The organism is Pseudomonas sp. G.S.17 (assembly GCF_038096165.1).
Lineage (GTDB): Bacteria > Pseudomonadota > Gammaproteobacteria > Pseudomonadales > Pseudomonadaceae > Aquipseudomonas.
In genome coordinates this window covers 5,095,194-5,116,043 of the sequence record NZ_CP151076.1, presented here as the reverse complement: position 1 = coordinate 5,116,043, position 20,850 = coordinate 5,095,194, and the positions used below count along the sequence as shown (strand labels likewise).

Genomic DNA, 20,850 nt, shown 5'->3' with positions numbered 1-20,850 from the left:
TCCTACAGGTTCCCACGCAGGTTAGATCAAGGCTTCTTCGCCGCTTCCCACAATATCTCCGCAATCCCCTGACGTTTGGCGATCATTCGTGCCGCGACGAACAGCAGGTCCGACAGTCGGTTGATATACGCCAGCCCAACCCCCGCCAATGGTTCCACGGCATTGAGATGCTGACAGCGGCGTTCGGCACTGCGCGCCACGCTGCGGCAGACGTGGGCCTGAGCGATGAGCGCCGAGCCGCCGGGCAGGATAAAGTTTTCCAGCGGGCCAAGTTCTTCGTTCCAGAGATCAATGGCCGCCTCCAGCTTGTCGATCTCTGCCTGATTCAGCGCCTGATAAGCCGGCATGGCCAATTCGCCGCCGAGGTCGAACAGTCGGTGCTGGCAAGGTGTCAGCACTTCGATCACTTCATTCAAGTCCGGCTTTACCCGCGCTTCTTCGATCAGCCAGGCCAGCAGCAAGCCCAACTGGCTGTTGAGCGTGTCGACCTCGCCGATGGCCTCGATCCGTGGATGATCCTTCGGCACACGGCGGCCGTCGCCCAAGCCGGTTTCGCCTGCGTCGCCGGTGCGTGTGTAAATCTTCGATAAACGAAAGCCCATGCTTGTTACTCCTTTATAGCGGCGAAATCACCGCTTCCGGCACGCTGACCTGACTGCCCTGCAAGGGCAGCCGCAGGGTAAAACACGTGCCGTTGCCGACCGAGGAATGCACCTCCATCTGGCCTTTGTGATTGTTGGTGATGATGAAATACGACACCGACAGTCCGAGCCCGGTGCCCTGACCGATCTCCTTGGTGGTGAAGAATGGTTCGAAAGTGCGCTTGCGCACGTTCTCGGACATGCCGACGCCGTTGTCTTCCACCTGGATTTCCGCCCACGGTGGATTGAGTTTCGTGCGCAGGATTATCCGCCCCGGTTCGGCATCGTCCGGGCGCTGATGAATCGCCTGTGCGGCGTTCTTCAGCAGATTGAGCAGGACTTGTTCCAGTTCGTTCGGGATGGCTGGCACCGGCCCCAGGTAGGGATCGAATTGGCGAATGATCGCCTGGCCCTTGAAGTCGAAGCCGATGGTCAGATCAAAGTCGTTGCTGGCGATTTCCAGCGCTTGATCGATCAACGCCGGTAAATCGCATGGCGTCATCTGTCGGTTGCTGAGGCGGCTGAAACTGAGCATGTGGCTGACGATCTTCGCCGCACGGGCGCCGGCCTGCTGGATACCGTCGAGCAGTTGCGGCACTTCCCGGCTGTCGAGGTAACGATTGACCTTGTCCAGCTCGATGCCCTCGGCTTCGGCCTGTTCGAGGTTTTTCGGCAAGTCCGGAGAAAGCCTGCGACGAATGTTCTGCACGTTATGCAGGATCGCGCCCAGCGGATTGTTGATCTCGTGGGCCATGCCCGCTGCCAGGCCGCCCACGGACAGCATCTTCTCGGACTGCACCATCATTTCCTCCAGCGACAGGCGCTGGGTGATGTCATCGATGCGGATCACCACCCCACGACCGGCACCGCCGGTCAGCGGGTAAAACGTCAGGGCGTAGTGGCGCCGTTCTTCGTCCTTGATCCAGGTCACGCGCTCGATCTTGGTGACACTGTGACGCTCGACGGTCAACTTGAGCTGCGGCAGAAACGCTTTCATGGGCGGGAAGGCGAGGAAGATCGGCTGATTCAGCGCTTCGTCCAGTGGCGTGCCGGACAAGGCGCTGGCCTCTTGATTCCACTGCGTGACGTACAGCTGCTCATCCAGCGCAATCAGCGCCGACGGCATCGAGTCGATAATGCTGTTGAGGTAATTCTGAAAACCGGTGAGCTTCTTCTCGATCTTGCTGCGCACCTGGACCTCGAGTTCCAGCTTGCGGTTGGTATGACGGGTTTCTTCGGCCAGCCCTTGCGCCTGATCGTAGGCTTCCTGTGAGTCGTCGCGGGCGCGTTTGAGCTGCTGCTCGCGAGCCTCGATACGCGACAGCATGGTGTTGAACGCTTCGGCCAGGCTGCCGATTTCGTCTTTGTTGCCGGGCTCGGCGCGCAGTGCGTAGTTTTCCTGGCGGGTAACCTGGCGTGACAATTCTTCGAGCTGGTAAATGGGTTCGGTGATCAGCCGGCGGATCTGCCGCGCGATGACCAGCCAGAGCAGGATGCTGAACGCCAGGATGCCAAGGCTGGCGGTGAGCGTGCCGGTATAAAACGCCGCTGGCAGTTCGCTGCTGGCCACCAGCAACAAATGGCCGGGCGCCTGACCGGTCTTGGGTACGGGAATCACCTGGGTGCTGCGAAACTCCGTTATCCGCCAGTTTTCAACGTGATCGAAGCGTTCAGGCAGCTTGAGCTGGTCGCCCTGCTGCAATTGACCCAGGCGCTCGCCATTGTTGTCGTACAGCGCCGCAGCACGCAGCGGGCCATAATTTTTCAGTTCCCGGAGCAAGGCTTGGGCGTTGTCCGGTGAGCTGAGCGCCTGTTGCGCCAGATTCGGGTTGCTGATCAGCCGACCGATGGTTTGCAGCGCCTGTGGCGCCATGGCTTCCTGGGAGATGTAATAGGCCGCGCTGATGAACGTCAGGTTGGCGACCAACAATACGGTGGTCAGCAGAACCAGCAAGGCTGCGAGGATCTTTTGACCTACCGGTAGATTTTCCAGGCGCTGGCGCAATGGCATGAGGCGAGTCACAGGCTGATGAGGAAAGGGCAGGGTAGCGCGGCGCTTGGCCATTGCAAACCCTGGCCTAGTCGGTGCGCAAACCTCGTGCCGCCAGATGCTGAACCAGGCGCTCCTGTAACTGGCTCAAATGCGGCACTGCGCAGCGATGGCGTGTCGCAGCGGCGCACGCGTAACCCAGCAGATAGCTGATCTCGGTACGTCGGCCTTGCGTCACGTCCTGATGCATCGACGAATAATTGGCCGCCGTGGCTCGGATCACGCGCTCGACTTCGCTGTGCAGGTCCAGCGCCGCCGCTGGCTGGCCGCAGCAGGCGAGCAACTCGTCGAGTTCGCTGCACAGCGTCGCGACCTCACAAGGATGTTGCTGCAGCCCGCCGTTGCGGCAATCGTGCAGCACGGTCAGCGGGTTGATTGCGCAATTGAGTGCCAGCTTGCGCCAAAGGCGGGTGAGGATATCCGGGGTCCACTCATGGGGAATGCCGCTGTCGTGCAGGTCCGGCAACCATGACGGCGGCGCTGCGTTGCGCGGATCGCCCAGCCAGGTGAAGCCGTGGCCAGCGAAGACCACCCGCCAGTCTTGTTCGCGAAAGGCGCCTTCGGTGCTGGAGGCGAAGACACAACGAGCGTGGGGCGCCTTGGCGGCCACGGCATCCTGGCTGCCCATGCCGTTTTGCAGCAGGATCAACTCGGCGTTCGGACTCAGCCGGGGCAACAGATTCGCGACTGCCTGCTCGGCGTCATAAGCCTTGCAGGCCACCAGCAGACGCTCGATCGGTTCAAGGCTTTCGGCAATCTGCGCACTGACCGGCACGCGCTGCTCGATGCCATGCTCGACCAGCGCGATGACGGCACCGTTGGCCTCATACGCCGCCAGCCGCTCGGCGTTGCGCAGGACCAGTTTTACCGGCAATCCGGCTCGCGCCAGGCGCGCCGCCCACAGACTGCCGAGGCTGCCCGCGCCCAGAACATGCCAGGTAACCGCCATCAGCGGATCACTGAAAAGCAAATGAAGCGGAGTAACCTGGGAAAAACGACAGTCGACATGGAAGGCTCGCAGTGAACGCGGGGAAAGTCTCGTTATAATGATCCTGCTTTCATAACGTCAATATTTAGATAACACCTATTTCTGGAGAAATTACATGCCCTCGTTCGACGTAGTGTCCGAACTGGATAAACACGAAGTCACTAATGCCGTCGACAACGCCATCAAAGAGCTGGACCGTCGCTACGACTTGAAAGGTAAAGGCGAATTCGAATTCAAGGAAAAGGACCTGACGGTCAATCTGACCGCCGAGGCGGAGTTCCAGCTTGAAGCGATGATCGAAATCCTCAAGCTATGCCTGGTCAAGCGCAAGATCGATGTCAAGTGCCTTGAAGTCAAAGACGCATTTGCGTCCGGTAAGTTGATGAAGCAGGACGCCGTCCTCAAGGAAGGCATCGACAAAGAGCTGGCGAAGAAGATCGTCGCGCATATCAAGGACGCCAAACTCAAGGTTCAAGCCGCCATTCAAGGCGAACAAGTGCGTGTCACCGGCAAGAAACGCGATGACCTGCAAGAAGCCATGGCCGTGCTGCGCGCTCACGAGTTCGGCATGCCGCTGCAATTCAATAACTTCCGCGATTGATCTTGTGGCTTCGGGTTTCCGGGAGCCTACAGGGTTTTCGGGCGTCCGACGCCTGAGTTTTTTTCGCGACAAGTAAGGAGCAATTGATGGATTTGAATACCGAAGTCGGCCACTTGGTCAAAGCGTCCCAGGCGTGGATTCCGATGATCATGGAGTACGGCAGCCGCGTACTGCTGGCCCTGGTTACGCTGGCCATTGGCTGGTGGCTGATCAGTCGGCTGGCTGCAAAAGTGGGGGCATTGTTGGCTTTGCGCCATGCTGATCTGGCGTTGCAGGGCTTCGTCAGCAGCCTGGCGAACATCATTCTGAAGATCCTGCTGGTCGTCAGCGTTGCTTCAATGATTGGCGTAGAAACCACCTCGTTCGTGGCTGCCATCGGTGCTGCGGGTCTGGCAATCGGTCTGGCCTTGCAGGGCAGTCTGGCGAACTTCGCAGGCGGCGTGCTGATTTTGCTGTTTCGTCCGTTTCGCATCGGCGACTGGATTGAAGCGCAAGGCGTGTCCGGCACGGTCGACACCATCCAGATTTTCCATACGGTGCTGCGTACCGGCGACAACAAGACCGTGATCCTGCCCAACGGCAATCTGTCCAACGGCATCATCACCAACACCAACCGTCAGCCAACCCGCAAGGTGACTTTTGAGGTGGGTGTCGATTACGAGGCGGATCTGAAGCAGGCCATGCAAGTGTTGCTGGAAATGGCTGACGATCCTCGCGTACTGCAGGACCCGGCCCCGCAGGCCGTGGTGGCTGCGCTGGGTGACAGTTCGATCACTATATCGCTGCGGGTCTGGACCAAGACCGGTGATTTCGGCGACGTGTCGAACCGCTTCAATGCTGAAGCACGCGACCGCTTGCGTGCCGCCAACATCGACATTCCGTTCCCGCAGCGGGTGATTCGTGTGGTGCAGGAGAACGCGCCGCAAGCGTAAAAACCCCGCGAGCCGTGGGAGCGAGGCTTGCCCGCGAAAGCGTCATTTCATGCGATGGATATGTCGACTGGAATACCGATTCGCGGGCAAGCCTCGCTCCAGCGAAACGGATTCCAAGTCAGATTGTTATTGGCAGGAATTCAAAGTTGATCACTCGCAGGCTTTTCCGGCCCTTCAAGCGCTTCCGCCGCCTTGGCCTGACGCACCTCTTTGCTCCATTGCAAGATAATCATCAGCAGTGTCGGCACGCCCAGCAACGCCGTGATCAGGAAGAAGTTGTGATAGCCGAACTTCTCCACCATCACTCCTGAATAACCGCCAATCAAACGCGGCAACAGCAGCATGATCGAGCTGAGCAGCGCGTATTGCGTCGCCGAGAACTTGAGGTTGGTCAGGCTCGACAGGTAAGCCACGAACGCCGAAGTCGCGAGGCCAGAGCTGAAGTTATCCAGCGAGATGGTCAGGATCAGCATCTGCAGGTTCGGGCCCATGTCGGCGAGCATCAGGAACAGCAGGTTGGTCGCCGCTGACGTCATGCCGCCGATGAACAGGATCGGCAGGATCCCGAATCGCACAATCAATAGCCCGCCAAAACCCGCGCCGAGCAGGGTCATGATCAAGCCGAAGATCTTGCTGACGCTGGCGATCTGATCCTTGGTAAAGCCCTGGTCGATGTAGAACACGTTGGCCATTACGCCCATCACCGTGTCGGACATGCGGTACGTGGCGATCAGGCCCAGCAGCAGGAACGCCTGCCAGCGATAGCGCAGGATGAAATCGTTGATCGGCGTCAGCACCGGCGCCAGCCCCTTGCGGCCGAAGGACGACAGGCAGGCGGTGGTCAGGATGATGTAGAGAATGGAGCGCAGGAACGCCCGGTCTTCCAGCAGCAGGTCCATCCAGCTGGTGCCGTTGAACAGCACGCTGGCGAAATCGGTGTTGTAGAGCTGGGTGAACATCGCCGGCACAGAAACCAGCAGAATGATCAGCACGAACACCGACGCCAGTTGGTGAGCGAAACCGTAACGAGCGGCCGACAACTGGGTGCGCAGCGGCACGGGCGGTTCGCGCATTACCAGCGTGGTGATCAGCGCCGGCAGCATCAACAGCCCAAACAGCACGTAAGTGCCGGTCCAGGCCGAGTGCTTGTAAGCAAAACCGGTGGAGCCGAAACCTTCTGCGAAATACAGCGCACCCGCCGTGGCGAGCAGCGCCGCGACCCGATAGCCGGACATGTAGCTGGCGGCCAGTGCGGCTTGTTGGGTGTCGTCGGCGATCTCCAGGCGATAGGCATCGATGGCGATGTCCTGAGTCGCTGAAGAGAAGGCCACGACCACGGCAATCGCGATCAGCCAGGACAAATGCTGTTGCGGATCGCAGAAGCCCATGCCAATCAGGCCGAGTATCACCAGCGTTTGCGACAGCACCAGCCAGGAACGGCGGCGGCCCAGCTTGCCCAATAGCGGCAGGCGCCATTGATCGAGCAGCGGCGACCATACCCACTTAAAGGCATAGGCCAGGCCGATGAGGCTTGCATAACCGATGGTTTCGCGAGCGACGCCCGCTTCACGCAACCAGACCGATAAGGTAGAAAAGACCAGCATGTAAGGCATGCCCGCAGCGAAACCGAGCAACAGCAGTACTAATGTCGAGGGGCTGGCATATGCGGCGAGCGCGGCGCGCCAGGTTTTACGGGGCATGGGCTGGAATCTGCCTCAGGTTACGAAAACAAAGGGCGCACTCTAACCGCTGTGCTCTATCGGGCGCCAGCCATGACGCCGCATATCTACCCGATTGTTCTGAACGGTAATGCCTTCGGCGCGCAGACGGGCACGCTGTTCGTCGCCCGAAACACTGCCAACCGGCAGGCTGATGCGCCCGCCGGCGGCAATCACGCGATGCCAGGGCAGCGAACTGCCGTCAGGCAACTGGCTCAGCGTGCGCCCGACCCAGCGTGCGGCGCGGCCAAGTCCGGCCAGGTCGGCCAGTTGCCCGTAGCTGACGACTTTCCCCTCCGGCACCTGATTCAGGGTGATGTAGAGCGCCGTTCGTCGGGCCTCTGGCCCGGAAAGCCCGGAAGGGTCGTCATTTGCCGCCGGTCGCTCAGTCACGGCTTTATTCCTGTTTAATTGGGTGTATACACCGCACTGCGGAACTACGGAATAATCCGATGGTCTGTGATTGCTATGCCCGCGGCGGTCTTCGATTGCCTTGACGTCATCTACGGATGATGCCCGATTTTCCGCTTACTGAGCCTAGTCGTTGCTTATGTTGAACAGAACCCTGTTGTGCCTCGCTGTTGCCTGCATTTCCACGCCCTTGCTCGCTGATACCGTCTGGTTGAAGAACGGTGACAAGCTGACCGGGACCATCAAGGTTTTCGACGGCGGCAAGCTGCTGATCGAAACCACCTACGCCGGTGCGATCCCGCTCGACTGGAAACAGGTAAAGACCCTCGAGAGCGATCAGAAGCTGCTGGTCAAGCAGGATCAGTATCAGGGTGAAATCGCCAAGTCGCTGCAAGCGTCCGATGACGGCAAGGTCACGCTGCTCAATGGCGAAGCGCCGAAGACCGTCGAGTTGGCCAGCATCCAGCAGATCATGAAGCCCAAGCCGATCGTTACCGATCTGGTGTGGAAGGGCAACATCGACGCCGCCCTGGATTTCCAGCGGGCCGAGAACGACACCGACGACTACAACGTGGCCTTCAAGACTTCCGCGCGTCACGGTCAATGGCGGCATAACGCCAAAGGCGAGTACAACCGCGAAAGCACCGACGAGCGGACTACCACTGACAACTGGAGCGCCGAATACTCCATCGACCGTTTCCTGACCGAAAAATGGTTCTGGGACGGTCGCGTCAACTACAAGCGCGACAAGATCGAAGACCTCTCCCGTCAGCGCACGGTCGGTACCGGTCCTGGCTATCAGTTCTGGGACGATGAGCTGGGTGCTTTCAAACTGGGCGCACTGGTCAACCGTACTGACTTTGAATACTCCAACGGCGAGAAGGACAACTTCTATTCCGTGGCCGGCACCTGGGACTACAACCGCTTCCTGATCGGCAAAAAAGTCGAGTTCTTCACCAACGGCGAACTGGGCAAGCCAATCAGCGGCGTGGCGGATTACAGCCTGGAAGCCGAAGTCGGCTTGCGCTACAAAGTCACCGACTGGGCGTCGTTGAACCTCAAAGCCGAGAAAGACCTGATCAGCGGCTCCAGCGATGGCGATCTTGATAAAACCCGTTACACAGCAGGGTTTGGTGTGACCTGGTAAGCAATACGGTCGACGTTTTCGCGAATAAATTCGCTCCCATAATGGCATCCGATCAACCCGTGGGACCGGATTTATCCGGGAAGGCGTCGGCAAGGTCAACCTAGTCTCGCCGTGGGACATACAGCCCTCCCTCGCCGCAAAACGCCTTTCCCCGTGCCCATTGCGCAGCTCATTGTTATTCTGCTCGCAGAATTTACTGACGGAACTGTTCCTGGGAGTCAAACAATGAGCATCAAGGCCGCCAAGCAAGCACGAGAACTGCTGCTCAAGGAATACCGAGGGGTTTTGTCGACCCATTCCAAGTCCATGCCGGGTTTCCCGTTTGGCTCCTCCGTGCCTTATTGCCTGGACGGGCAGGGCCGGCCGCTGATCCTGATCAGTCGCATCGCGCAACACACTCACAATCTGGGCCTGGACCCGAAGTGCTCATTGCTGGTGGGCGAGCGCGAAGCGGTGGATGTTCAGGCAACCGGGCGCGTCACGGTCATGGCCGAAGCCGAGAAACTCAGCGATCCGGCTGCGGTGGAAGCGGCAGCCCAGCGTTATTACCGCTATTTCCCCGAATCGCGCAGCTATCACACCGCCCATGATTTCGATTTCTGGGTGCTGACTCCGGTGCGCTATCGCTTCATCGGCGGCTTCGGCGCGATTCACTGGCTCGATAACGTCGCGCTGGCGAATCCCTTCGCAGGCGCTGCGGAAACCAGCATGGTCGAACACATGAATGAAGATCACGCCAAGGCCATCGCCCACTACGTACAACTCACGGAATTGCCCCAGAGTGAACCGGCGCAAATGGCCGGCGTCGACAGTGAAGGAATGCACCTGCGTATCGGTCAGGGCCTATACTGGTTGCCCTTTGCGGAGCCCTGTAATACGCCGACACAAGTCCGCGAAGCCTTGGTTCAGCTGGCTCACGCGGAGAAATGGCCGGTCCGTGATGCGCAAGACGCTTGAATTCACGTATTTGCGACGTCACCTAAGGTCTACTGCAAGGCATTCTTGCGTTGAGGAAGTCATTTGATGCGTGTTTTTTTGCTGCTCTTTCTACTATTTCCGGTGCTCGAGCTGTTTGTTCTGGTTCGGGTAGCCATGTCCATCGGCTTTTTGCCGACGTTCCTGCTGGTCGTGGCGACGTCCATGCTCGGCATTTTTGTGATTCGCGTGGCCGGGTTCGCCACTGCACTGCGGGCGCGTGAAGCCCTGTCGCGCGGTGAGCTGCCTGCGCAGCAAATGATGGAAGGCCTGATGATTGCGGTCGGCGGCGGGCTGCTGCTGTTGCCGGGTTTCATCAGCGACATCCTGGGCGTGATCTGCCTGTTGCCGGTGACTCGTCGAGTGCTGGTCAACAAGCTGCGTCGACGCGCCGAGGAACAGGCCATTCGGCAACGCGCGTTCAGCGAAGACATGCCGACCAGCAACGGTCCGAGCCGTCCCGGTGCGATCCATCCGCCGACTCGCGAGCCGGACGTGATCGAAGGCGAGTTTGAGCATCGCGACAAGTAATAAGTCGCCTGCGACTCAATGAATGTGGCACCTGCGGGTGCCACATCGGTTTTGGCAGCTGTCGCACTCAAGCAAAAAAATTATCCCCCAAGCCTTGTAATCACCTTGCCCGCCCTTATGTATGGGTCACCGCAAGGTTTCTGGCTCGATTGCCAGACCGTATTCTGCGGTTCGCTCGCGAACCGTAACCGGCAACGCCGGATGTACTAGCCCGCTGGTGTCGTCACCGGCCGTTTAAAAACCATAATTAGGAGATCGACAATGAAGCTTCGTCCTCTGCATGACCGCGTCGTAATCCGTCGCAGCGAAGAAGAATCGAAAACTGCTGGCGGTATTGTTCTGCCGGGTTCGGCTGCTGAAAAGCCAAACCGTGGCGAGATCCTCGCTGTGGGTACCGGCCGCGTGCTGGACAACGGTGAAGTGCGTGCGCTGGCCGTGAAAGTGGGTGACAAAGTAGTGTTTGGCCCGTACTCCGGCAGCAACACTGTGAAAGTTGATGGCGAAGACCTGCTGGTGATGAGCGAGAACGAAATTCTCGCGGTCGTCGAAGCCTGAGTCCTCCCGCTACCTTCCGTTACTACTAAGTATTTAAGGAATATCGATCATGGCTGCTAAAGAAGTTAAATTCGGCGACGCTGGCCGGAAAAAAATGCTCGCCGGTGTAAACGTCCTGGCTGACGCAGTAAAAGCAACTCTGGGTCCAAAGGGCCGTAACGTCATCATCGAGAAGAGCTTCGGCGCTCCTCTGATCACCAAGGACGGCGTTTCGGTTGCTAAAGAAATCGAACTGAAAGACCGTTTCGAAAACATGGGCGCGCAGCTGGTCAAAGACGTTGCTTCCCGTGCCAACGATGACGCAGGTGACGGTACTACGACTGCAACCGTTCTGGCTCAAGCCATCGTTAACGAAGGCCTGAAAGCCGTCGCTGCCGGCATGAACCCGATGGACCTCAAGCGCGGCATCGACAAGGCGACCATCGCCATCGTTGCTCAGCTGAAACTGCTGTCCAAGCCATGCACCGACACCAAGGCAATTGCTCAGGTGGGTACTATCTCGGCCAACTCCGACAATTCCATCGGCGACATCATTGCTGAAGCCATGGAAAAAGTGACCAAAGACGGCGTTATCACCGTTGAAGAAGGTTCGGGTCTGGAAAACGAATTGTCTGTTGTAGAAGGCATGCAGTTCGACCGTGGCTACCTGTCCCCGTACTTCATCAACAAGCCGGACACCATGGTTGCCGAGCTTGACGGCCCGCTGATCCTGCTGGTCGACAAGAAAATCTCCAACATCCGCGAAATGCTGCCAGTTCTGGAAGCAGTGGCCAAAGCTGGCCGTCCGCTGTTGATCGTTGCCGAAGACGTTGAAGGCGAAGCCCTGGCGACTCTGGTTGTGAACAACATGCGCGGCATCGTGAAAGTTGCAGCCGTCAAAGCCCCAGGCTTCGGCGACCGTCGCAAAGCCATGCTGCAGGACATCGCTGTCCTGACCGGCGGCACCGTGATCTCCGAAGAAATCGGCCTGAGCCTGGAAACCACTACCCTGGAACATCTGGGTAATGCCAAACGCGTCGTGCTGAACAAAGAAAACACCACCATCATCGACGGCGCCGGCGTTAAAACCGACATCGACTCGCGTATCGCTCAGATCCGCCAGCAAATCGGTGACACCACTTCGGACTACGACAAAGAAAAACTGCAAGAGCGTCTGGCCAAGCTGTCCGGCGGCGTTGCAGTAATCAAAGTCGGCGCTGGTTCCGAAGTTGAAATGAAAGAGAAGAAAGCCCGCGTTGAAGACGCCCTGCACGCTACTCGCGCAGCCGTTGAAGAAGGCGTGGTACCTGGCGGTGGCGTGGCTCTGGTTCGCTCGCTGCAGGCAATCGAAGGTCTGAAAGGCGACAACGCCGATCAGGACGTCGGTATCGCTCTGCTGCGTCGCGCTGTAGAAGCTCCACTGCGCCAGATCGTTGCCAACTCCGGCGACGAGCCAAGCGTTGTTGTCGACAAGGTCAAGCAGGGTTCGGGTGACTTCGGTTACAACGCTGCGACTGGCCTGTACGGCGACATGATCGAAATGGGTATCCTTGACCCAACTAAAGTGACTCGCTCTGCTCTGCAGGCTGCGTCCTCGATCGCCAGCCTGATGATCACCACCGAAGCGATGATCGCTGAAGTGGCAGACGACGGTAAGTCGTCTGGCGGCGGCATGCCGGACATGGGCGGCATGGGTGGTATGGGCGGCATGATGTAAGCCAGCTTCACCCCCAAAGCAATATCCATAAAAAACCCCGCCTGGTGCGGGGTTTTTTTATGGGCTGCGGTAGAGGGTCTACATAGCAGCGAACTTGTTCGCGAAGCGATATCCCTCATTTCGCAGGACCGATGTCTCGCCAACAAGTTGGCTCCTACACAGGGTTAGCTTGCTGTCCGCTGCGCCCCAACCTCCCGCGCCAGTTTCGGCACCGGTCGGTACAACACCGCGTAATACGATCCCAGACAGATCAGCCAGCAGAACACCGCTGTCCAGACGTTATGCGAGAAGAAGTGTGCGCCTTGCAGCATGCGCCCGACGGAAAATGCGATCCCAAGGCCAAGAGCAAAGATCAGCCCTGCTTTTGCCAGGCGTGGGCGGCGGTCGCGGAACATGAAGAACAGTGCAAACAGCGTGAAGCCGGTTGCCGCGTGGCCGCCGGGCCAGCAACGCCCCGGCTTGTCGGTCTCAGGACGCGGGCTGAGCAGTTCGCTGTAGGTTTCCTTGCCGCCAAACTCGGTCAGGCTCCACGGGCATTGCACCGAGGTCACCACTTTTACCGGCGTGACGAAGCTGGTAGACAGCGCCATGGACAGCACCAGACACCCCAGCTCCCGGCGCCACGGCATCAAGCGCTTGACCTTGAACGAGGCGATGAACGCGACCAGCGAGAAAACGCCGCCCGCGATCACGGCATTCTTGGCCCAGTCATGCATGACGTTTTCGAGGAAATAACTATGTCTGCCAATGAACTCGCCCGCAGCCGGATCATAGACGAGCTTGGCGATGTTCATATCCAGGTCCGTCAGTTCCAGCAAAATCAGAACAACGGCGGTTATGGCAGGAATACCCAGGACTATCCATAAGTTGAGCGGGCGCGAGTAAGGCAGGACGGAAGCTCTCGACATGTCGGATCCAGATCAGCAGAAGGGAAACCTCGCGCGGTACGCCGAGGTGCGACTAGTCTGGTTTCTTGGCTGTCGTTAGCCCGTGAACTGCTGGTGAAAAAAACGTTAAGCCATTCGACACTGGTTCTATGGCTGACTTGGCCTTAAGCTGCGCCAGCCTTATTGCATACGGAGAGGTGCACCATGCGAATTCTGCTCGTTGAAGACAACCGCGACATCCTTGCCAACCTCGCGGACTACTTGGGCATGAAGGGCTATACCGTCGATTGTGCACAGGATGGGCTTTCCGGACTGCATCTGGCGGCAACCGAACATTACGACCTGATCGTGCTCGATATTATGTTGCCTGGCATCGACGGCTATACCTTGTGCAAGCGCCTGCGCGAAGACGCCCGCCGCGACACGCCGGTCATCATGCTGACGGCCCGTGATCAACTGGATGACCGTTTGCAAGGCTTCCGCTCCGGCGCCGACGATTACTTGCTCAAGCCGTTTGCCTTGTCCGAACTCGCCGCGCGTATCGAAGCGGTATTGCGCCGGGCGCAAGGCGGCGGTCGACGGACCTTGCAGGTGGCCGATCTGATCTACGACCTGGATACCCTGGAAGTCACCCGCGAAGGGCGGCTGCTCAAGCTCAACCCGGTGGGCCTGAAACTGCTCGCGGTACTGATGCAGAAAAGCCCGCACGTGTTGCGCCGCGAGATTCTCGAAGAGGCCCTGTGGGGCGATGATTGCCCGGACAGCGACAGCCTGCGCAGTCACGTTCACCAATTGCGTCAGGTGATCGACAAGCCGTTTGCCAAACCGCTGCTGCAAACCGTGCACGGCGTCGGATACCGCTTGGCCGAGGGCCGAGATGGAGTTTAAGCAAAGCCTTGCCCAGCGGATCATCATTGCCTTTGCTCTGATGAGTGCACTGGTGGCGGGATCATTCGCCATGGGCATCGTCGCCACGGTACACCTGGTCGAAGAAAAACTGATTTCCTCAGGTCTGGGCGGTGATCTTAATCGCCTGCTGCTGATGGACAGCGTCAGCGACTGGAGCCACCGTCCCGAACCCGACCAGCTGTTCTATTTCAGTGGCGGTCCGGGAGACTTCGACGTGCCCAAGGACCTGCGCCACCTTGAGCCGGGATTTCACGAGGTGTTTCGCGGGCCATTGTCTTACCACGCGATGGTCGAGGTGGTCGACGGTCGGCGTTATGTATTGCTGCAGGATCAAAGCGATTTCGAAGAGCGTGAGCGCGTCCTGTTCGCCGTGGTGCTGGTCGGGTTCGTGCTGGCGCTGGCGTTGGCTGTGTTTCTCGGCTGGGTCCTGGCTCGGCGGGTCATGGCTCCGGTGGTGCGCCTTGCCAGACAAGTCCGGCACCGCGATCAACTCCTCGGGCTGGCACCACCGCTGGCGCCGGATTACGCGGCAGACGAAGTGGGCGAGCTGGCCGTGGCTTTCGACGCCACGCTGGGCCGCTTGCGCAGCGCCCTGACCCGCGAGCGTATGTTCACCAGCGATGTGAGCCACGAGTTGCGCACGCCATTGATGGTGTTGGCCAGTTCCTGTGAGTTGCTGCTTGAGAACCCTGCACTGGATACCCGCGCCCGTGCTCAGGTGGAGCGTATTGCCCGCGCTTGCGAAGAAATGCGCGACCTCGTGCAAACCTTCCTGATGCTGGCCCGCACTCAGCGTGAAGACGCGACCATGACCCCGAAAGTAGGCCTGTGCAGCGTCGCTGAACAGCTGGTCGCGCTGTGGCGCGGCCCCATCGAGAGCAAGGGCCTGACGCTGAACTTTTATCCGGAAGCGGCCAACCAGTCGTCGGATACCTTGTACAACGCCACGTTTCTGCATGCCGTGATGGGCAACCTGCTGCGCAACGCGCTGCATTACACCGATAGCGGCTTCATTACTCTGACGTTACAGGCCGATGGCTTCCTGGTGGAGGACAGCGGGGTGGGCATTCCGGAAGAAAAGCGCGAGGCAATGTTCGAACCGTTCGTGCGCGGCAACGAGCAGCGCGGCGAAGGGCTCGGGCTGGGCCTGTCACTGGTGCAGCGGATATGCGAAAACCAGGGCTGGACGGTCAACCTGAGTCCAATGGAGCCTAATGGATGTCGCTTCAGCGTCAAGCTCAAACCCCGCTAATCCCTCCCCGAAACAAGGTGTTGCAGCAGCTTTACAGTTGCTGTTCCATCTTTGCAAAAACCGTCGTTTTTACAGATAGTGGCGACGGGCTATCGCTAAGTCATTGTAAAATCTAGAAACATTTGCCCAAGCCAAGTAACGCTTTTTTCACATGAATATGACCTGACGATGACGCTGGGCTGACTAAGTTGGCCCCATCAGAAGCAGGAGATCCACTATGAGCAAGCGAATCGAGCTCGAGTTTTCCCGTAAATACAATCAACAGCATGCCGAAAAATATTTACAGAAACATCAGGACAATCTGTCTCGACGGTTGTCTCACAGGCGCGACGAGCAACTGGCACGCAAAGCGTTGAAGCTGGCCGGTGATCCTGGACTGGTGCTTGATTTGCCTTGCGGTGCCGGTCGCTTCTGGCCATTACTGGCGGAAAAACCCAATCGTGTGATCATCGGCGCGGACAATTCTGCGGACATGCTCAGCACCGCTTGCAAGGCCCAGCCCGCCGAAGTGGTGAAACGGGTACAACCCTTGCAGACGTCAGCTTTCGCTATCAATCTGCCCGACAACGCCGTGGACAGTATTTTTTGTATGCGACTGCTGCACCACGTGGGCGACGCCGCCCACCGATTGGCGCTATTGCGTGAGTTTCAACGTGTTACCCGCGACAGCGTGATCATCTCGCTGTGGGTCGATGGCAATTTCAAAGCCTGGAAACGCAAGCGCAGCGAGCAGAAACGCAGCCGCGAAAACGGGCAGGAAGGTTACCAGAACCGCTTTGTGTTACCCGTGGCAACTGTAGAAGCCGAATTCGAACAGGCAGGTTTCCGAATCCAGGAGCGGATGGATTTCCTGCCGATGTACGCCATGTGGCGTGTCTATTTATTGCGCAAGAGGTAACAGGATGGTCGTGGAAGGTGTAGCAGAATCGACGGTTGGCCAAGGCGAGCGCTTTGCCTATTTCTGGAACCAGCGCGGTGAGTGGGTAGAAGAACCCAACATCCGCCGTGGCGGCGAAAGCGGCGTGCAGCGCGTCCTGACTGAAAATGGTCGGCTTATCTACATCAAGCGCCAGACGGGCCACATCTACCGCAGTTGGCTGCACCCGTTCGGGCGTCCCACCGTGCTGCGTGAGCGTGACGCGCTGGAAGGCCTGCGTCAGCTCAACGTGAACGTACCGAAAATGATTTTCTGTGGTGCCGAGCGTGACGAAAACAACGAGTGGCGTGCGCTGCTGGTGACCGCTGCGCTGGACGGTTTCGAAGAAATCGAGAACTGGTACGCGGCCGGTGGTCGCGAGCGCTACGGTGAAGCGCTGCACGAGCAAATGCTCCATGAACTGGCAGTCAATCTGGCACGCATGCACCGCGGCCGTTGGCAGCACAGCTGCATCTACATCAAGCACGTCTTCGTCCGGGTCGTCGGCGAGGGTTCCGAGGCCCGAGCTGAAGTCGCGCTGCTGGACCTCGAGAAGTGCCGCCGTCGCCTGACCCCATACGCTGCGGCCCAGCACGACATGAAACAACTGCGTCGCCATTCGTCATTCAGCCCTGCGGACTGGCAAAAACTCGTCTACTTTTACGAGGCAGCGTTTGGCAGCGCTATCAAAGGTTTAGGGTGATGAAGCTAGAACTGGCTCGAGGTCTTTTTGTAGTGGGTGCGTTGGCTGTTGCTTCTGTTGCTCTCGCCGCCTGGGAAGAGCCGGGTACGAAGATTTTGAGCGCTCAACATGGTGAAGGACATTGTCCTTTGCCCAGAGTCGCCAAGGTCGAGCAGACCGTAAAACCAGACCACGATTTACTGCTGTTGATGTTTGGCCTGGCCCAGGGTTCAGGGCCGCAACGTTAAGATTCAACGCAAAGATAACTGACCGATGAAGGCCCCGTTTTCGGGGCCTTGTTGTGTGCGTCTGACGCAGCGCCACCTGTCCGACCGTCTTCGGGGACAAGTCTCCTCCTACCGGTTGGTTTAGGGCTCGGTAGGACCGGACTTGTCCGGGAAGACGGTGGCGCAGACACCGGATCAGATCAGGCGAATGATGCTGGCCCATCCGCCGTCTTCGGGGACAAGTCTCCTCCTGCCGGTTGGTGTAGGGCTCGGTAGGACCGGACTTGTCCGGGAAGACGGTGGCGCAGACACCGGATCAGGTCAGGCGAATGATGCTGGCCCATCCGCCGTCTTCGGGGACAAGTCTCCTCCTACCGGTTTGTGTAGGGCTCGGTAGGACCGGACTTGTCCGGGAAGACAGTGGCGCAGACACCGGATCAGATCAGGCGAATGATGCTGGCCCATCCGCCGTCTTCGGGGACAAGTCTCCTCCTACCGGTTCGTGTAGGGCTCGGTAGGACCGGACTTGTCCGGGAAGACGGTGGCGCAGACACCGGATCAGATCAGGCGAATGATGCTGGCCCATCCGCCGTCTTCGGGTTCAAGTTTCCTCTTACCGGTCGAACGGGGGGTGGGGGGAGCGGCTTTTTTGTGGCATCTGTCAGTTCAAAGGGGCTGGCTGTGCCGCCGGTGCTGCGACTTTCTTGTCCGGCGCCGCCAGAAACGTATAGACGCAAGGCAGCACGAACAACGTAAACAACGTTCCGACCGACATCCCCGTGGCAATCACGGTACCAATATCAAACCGGCTGACTGCGCCTGCGCCAGTGGCCAGAATCAACGGCACCATGCCGAAGACCATCGCGGCCGTAGTCATCAATACCGGTCGCAGACGAATCGCCGCCGCTTCTTCCACCGCTTCCCTGGCCGACAGGCCCTTGTCGCGGCGCAGCTGATTGGCGAACTCCACAATCAGAATCCCGTGCTTGCTGATCAAGCCGATCAAGGTCACCAGCCCGACCTGGGTATAGATATTCATGCTCGAAAGCCCCAGGAACAGCGGGATCAAGGCACCGCAAATCGACAGCGGCACGGTCACCAGAATCACCAGCGGGTCACGGAAGCTTTCGAATTGCGCCGCCAACACCAGAAAGATAATCGCCAGCGCCAGGGCAAACGTCACCCATAACGCGCTGCCTTCCTGCACGTACTGCCGCGACGCGCCTGCATAGTCGTAGGCAAAACCTGCCGGCGCCTCTTCGCTGGCGATCTGGCGAATGGTTTCAATGGCTTCGCCCATGCTGACAATCGGGAAGCCCTGAATGATCGCCGAGTTGAGCTGCTGGAACTGATTGAGCTGGCGCGGCCGTGCGCGGTCGCTGACATTGATCACAGTGGACAGTGCGAGCAGTTTGCCGTCGCTGTTCTTCACGTAATAGTTGTTCAGCCAGCCTGGATTGTCCCGGTAAGGGCGCTCAACCTGAGCGATGACCTTGTAGCTGCGTCCTTCGATGGTGAAACGATTGATTTCCGCCTCGCCCAGCAGGGTGGCGAGCGTTCCGCCCAGATCCGCCATGGAAACCCCCATCTGCGCGGCCTTGGCCCGGTCGATATCAACCACCACTTCCGGTTTGTCGAAGGCCAGATCGATATCCAGAAAGGCAAACTTGCCTGACTCCGTGGCCCGCGCCTTGATGCGCTCGGCCACTTCCAGCAACGCCGAGTAATCGTTCGGCGTATTGATCACAAACTGAAACGGCAAGCCTTCACCGGTGCCCGGAAGCGATGGCAGGTTGAAGCCGAAAATCTGCAAACCGCTGATACCCGCCAGCTTCGCCTGAACCTCCGGCAGGATCTCCATTTGCGTGCGGCTACGTTCGTCCCACGGCTTGAGCAGGAAGCCGCCGACCCCGGTTTGCACGCCGTTGAAACCGTTGATCTGGAACGACGAGTAGTATTCGGGAAACCCTTTGAATATCTGGATGAACTGATCGGTGTAGCGATTGATGTAATCCAGGTTGGTGGGCTGCGGCGACGTCGCCATCATGAAAATGATGCCCTGATCTTCGTCCGGAGCCAGCTCCGACTTGGTGAATTTGAGCAGCACCGGAATCAGGCACAACACGATCACCGCAAACACCAGCACCACCGGCCGCGTATTCAGCGTGCCGTGCAGCATGCTGCGATAGCGCGCCTTGAGCCGGTCGAAAATCTGGTCGAGCTTGTGCGCCAGGCCGCTGGGATTCTCGTCGTGACGCAGGAGCAAGGCGCACATCATCGGCGACAGAGTCAGCGCGACCACGCCGGAAATCACCACCGCACCAGCCAGCGTCAAGGCGAACTCCTTGAACAGCGCGCCCGTCAGCCCCTCCAGGAAGCCAATGGGCGCGTAAACCGCTGCGAGGGTGATGGTCATGGAAACCACCGGCATAGCGATCTCTCGCGCGCCTTCAATGGCGGCGTCCAGTGGCGTCTTGCCTTCCTCGATATGGCGATGGATGTTCTCCACCACCACAATCGCATCGTCCACCACCAGCCCGATGGCCAGCACCATGGCCAGCAGTGTCAGCAGGTTGATCGAGTAGCCCATCAGTTGCATGAAGAACAGCACGCCGATCATCGACAGCGGAATGGTGATGACCGGGATCAGCACCGAGCGCAACGCGCCGAGGAACAGGAACACCACGACAATCACGATCAGCACCGCTTCGATCAGGGTTTTCACCACCTCGTTGATCGAGGCCTGAATGAACAGCGTGGCGTCGTAGGCGATGGACACTTTCAGGCTCGGCGGCAGCTGGCTTTCCAGCTCCGGCATGATGCGCCGCACTTCCTTGATCACATCCAGCGGGTTGGAACTGGGCGTGCCCTTGATGCCGATATACACCGACGGCGTGCCATCGAACGAGCTGACCGTGTCGTAGTTTTCCGCGCCCATCTCGACCCGCGCCACATCGCCCAGCAACACGCGACGGTCGCCCAATGTCTTGAGCGGGATGGCGGCGAAGGCTTCGGCGGATTTCAGTTCAGTGGTCGCGTTGATGCTGGTCACGACGTACTCGCCCTTGACCTCGCCGGCGGCTGACAGAAAGTTGTAGCGCCGCACCGCGTCGGTGACATCCGCCGCCGTGAGGCCGAAACCCGCCAGTCGCACAGGGTCGAGCCACAGCCGCATGGCGAACACCTGATTGCCGAGGATTTCCGCTTCGGCCATGCCCGGCAATGTCGCCAGCTTTGGCTGGATCACCCGGGACAGATAGTCGGTGATTTGCGGATTGCTCAGTTCCGAGCTGTAGAAACTGATGTACATCAGCGCCGAAGCATCCGCTGCTTCCTTGCTCAGCACCGGATCTTCGGCGTCTTGCGGCAGCTTGTTTTTTACTTCGTTGGCCTTGGCCAGCAACTCGGTGAACAGGCGGTCGCTGTCGGCGCCGATGCGCGCATAGATCGAAACGATCGAGAAATTCTGCCGGCTGACCGACGTCATGTAGTCGATGCCTTCCGCGCTTGCCAGACTTTGCTGCAAGGGTTGCGTGATATAGCCCTGAATGGTTTCGGCATTGGCGCCGGGGTACGCCGTGGTCACCGTGATCAGGGCGTTTTCCATCTGGGGATACTGGCGAATGGTCAGCTTGCTGAACGCCTGAAAACCCAGCAACACAATCAGCAGGCTGATCACGGTGGCGAGCACCGGACGACGGATGAACGGATCTGTAAAAGCCATGAAGAATT

General features: G+C 58.9%; 19 protein-coding genes. 12 read left to right on the top strand and 7 right to left on the bottom strand.

The window, feature by feature from the left end:
* Positions 1-26 precede the first annotated feature (26 nt).
* The 3 genes from AABC73_RS23700 to AABC73_RS23690 form a co-directional block, all read right to left on the bottom strand.
* Positions 27-602 (bottom strand): cob(I)yrinic acid a,c-diamide adenosyltransferase, encoded by a 576-nt coding sequence (locus AABC73_RS23700; protein ID WP_341521211.1) that lies wholly within the window; start codon positions 600-602, stop codon positions 27-29.
* 13 nt (positions 603-615) lie between these two features.
* Positions 616-2,652 (bottom strand): ATP-binding protein, encoded by a 2,037-nt coding sequence (locus AABC73_RS23695; protein WP_341524318.1) that lies wholly within the window; start codon positions 2,650-2,652, stop codon positions 616-618.
* A 67-nt stretch (positions 2,653-2,719) separates the two neighbouring features.
* On the bottom strand, positions 2,720-3,640 hold the full coding sequence (locus AABC73_RS23690; protein ID WP_341521210.1) for a putative 2-dehydropantoate 2-reductase: 921 nt from the start codon (positions 3,638-3,640) through the stop codon (positions 2,720-2,722).
* A gap of 154 nt (positions 3,641-3,794) precedes the next feature.
* Here AABC73_RS23690 and AABC73_RS23685 point away from each other — a divergent pair, with 154 nt between their 5' ends.
* Complete coding sequence (locus AABC73_RS23685) at positions 3,795-4,280, top strand: YajQ family cyclic di-GMP-binding protein (protein WP_020292981.1); 486 nt, start codon at positions 3,795-3,797, stop codon at positions 4,278-4,280.
* A gap of 86 nt (positions 4,281-4,366) precedes the next feature.
* Positions 4,367-5,212 carry a mechanosensitive ion channel family protein gene (locus AABC73_RS23680; RefSeq protein ID WP_341521209.1) on the top strand — a complete coding sequence of 282 codons (846 nt, stop codon included), beginning with the start codon at positions 4,367-4,369 and terminating at the stop codon, positions 5,210-5,212.
* A 140-nt stretch (positions 5,213-5,352) separates the two neighbouring features.
* Here the strand turns inward: AABC73_RS23680 and AABC73_RS23675 are convergent, their stop codons facing one another.
* Positions 5,353-6,912 (bottom strand): AmpG family muropeptide MFS transporter, encoded by a 1,560-nt coding sequence (locus AABC73_RS23675; RefSeq protein WP_341521208.1) that lies wholly within the window; start codon positions 6,910-6,912, stop codon positions 5,353-5,355.
* A 42-nt stretch (positions 6,913-6,954) separates the two neighbouring features.
* Positions 6,955-7,323: an MGMT family protein gene (locus AABC73_RS23670; RefSeq protein WP_341521207.1), complete on the bottom strand. Its 369-nt coding sequence runs from the start codon at positions 7,321-7,323 to the stop codon at positions 6,955-6,957.
* Positions 7,324-7,480: 157 nt separating this feature from the next.
* On the opposite strand from AABC73_RS23670, the gene AABC73_RS23665 reads away from it, so the two are divergent.
* The 5 genes from AABC73_RS23665 to groL all read left to right on the top strand — a co-directional run bounded on the left by AABC73_RS23665 (position 7,481) and on the right by groL (position 12,245).
* Positions 7,481-8,488 (top strand): DUF481 domain-containing protein, encoded by a 1,008-nt coding sequence (locus tag AABC73_RS23665; protein WP_341521206.1) that lies wholly within the window; start codon positions 7,481-7,483, stop codon positions 8,486-8,488.
* Between the two features lie 225 nt (positions 8,489-8,713).
* On the top strand, positions 8,714-9,445 hold the full coding sequence (locus AABC73_RS23660; protein ID WP_341521205.1) for a HugZ family protein: 732 nt from the start codon (positions 8,714-8,716) through the stop codon (positions 9,443-9,445).
* 66 nt (positions 9,446-9,511) lie between these two features.
* Positions 9,512-9,994, top strand: coding sequence for an FxsA family protein (locus AABC73_RS23655; RefSeq protein ID WP_341521204.1), 483 nt, complete (start codon positions 9,512-9,514; stop codon positions 9,992-9,994).
* A gap of 261 nt (positions 9,995-10,255) precedes the next feature.
* The gene (locus tag AABC73_RS23650) at positions 10,256-10,549 is read left to right on the top strand and encodes a co-chaperone GroES (protein ID WP_020292988.1); all 294 of its coding nucleotides are present in this window, start codon (positions 10,256-10,258) and stop codon (positions 10,547-10,549) included.
* Between the two features lie 49 nt (positions 10,550-10,598).
* A complete protein-coding gene (gene groL / locus AABC73_RS23645; RefSeq protein ID WP_065832644.1) occupies positions 10,599-12,245 on the top strand; it encodes a chaperonin GroEL in 1,647 nt (548 codons plus the stop codon).
* Between the two features lie 164 nt (positions 12,246-12,409).
* On the opposite strand, the gene AABC73_RS23640 is transcribed toward groL, so the two are convergent.
* Positions 12,410-13,153: a phosphatase PAP2 family protein gene (locus AABC73_RS23640; RefSeq protein ID WP_341521203.1), complete on the bottom strand. Its 744-nt coding sequence runs from the start codon at positions 13,151-13,153 to the stop codon at positions 12,410-12,412.
* Positions 13,154-13,336: 183 nt separating this feature from the next.
* Between AABC73_RS23640 and colR the strand changes: the two genes are divergently transcribed.
* The 5 genes from colR to AABC73_RS23615 all read left to right on the top strand — a co-directional run bounded on the left by colR (position 13,337) and on the right by AABC73_RS23615 (position 17,139).
* Positions 13,337-14,020, top strand: a complete 684-nt coding sequence (gene colR / locus AABC73_RS23635; protein WP_020292991.1) for a two-component system response regulator ColR — start codon at positions 13,337-13,339, stop codon at positions 14,018-14,020.
* On the top strand, positions 14,010-15,293 hold the full coding sequence (locus tag AABC73_RS23630; RefSeq protein WP_341521202.1) for a HAMP domain-containing sensor histidine kinase: 1,284 nt from the start codon (positions 14,010-14,012) through the stop codon (positions 15,291-15,293). Before colR ends, AABC73_RS23630 begins: the two co-directional genes overlap by 11 nt.
* Before the next feature lie 217 nt (positions 15,294-15,510).
* On the top strand, positions 15,511-16,191 hold the full coding sequence (locus AABC73_RS23625) for a class I SAM-dependent methyltransferase (protein ID WP_331151535.1): 681 nt from the start codon (positions 15,511-15,513) through the stop codon (positions 16,189-16,191).
* Positions 16,192-16,195: 4 nt separating this feature from the next.
* Positions 16,196-16,912, top strand: a complete 717-nt coding sequence (locus AABC73_RS23620) for a lipopolysaccharide kinase InaA family protein (protein ID WP_065832640.1) — start codon at positions 16,196-16,198, stop codon at positions 16,910-16,912.
* Entirely contained in the window at positions 16,912-17,139 is a 228-nt protein-coding gene (locus AABC73_RS23615) for a hypothetical protein (RefSeq protein WP_020292995.1), read from the top strand. Before AABC73_RS23620 ends, AABC73_RS23615 begins: the two co-directional genes overlap by 1 nt.
* Before the next feature lie 640 nt (positions 17,140-17,779).
* Here the strand turns inward: AABC73_RS23615 and AABC73_RS23610 are convergent.
* Positions 17,780-20,842, bottom strand: coding sequence for a multidrug efflux RND transporter permease subunit (locus AABC73_RS23610; RefSeq protein WP_341521201.1), 3,063 nt, complete (start codon positions 20,840-20,842; stop codon positions 17,780-17,782).
* Positions 20,843-20,850 lie beyond the last annotated feature (8 nt).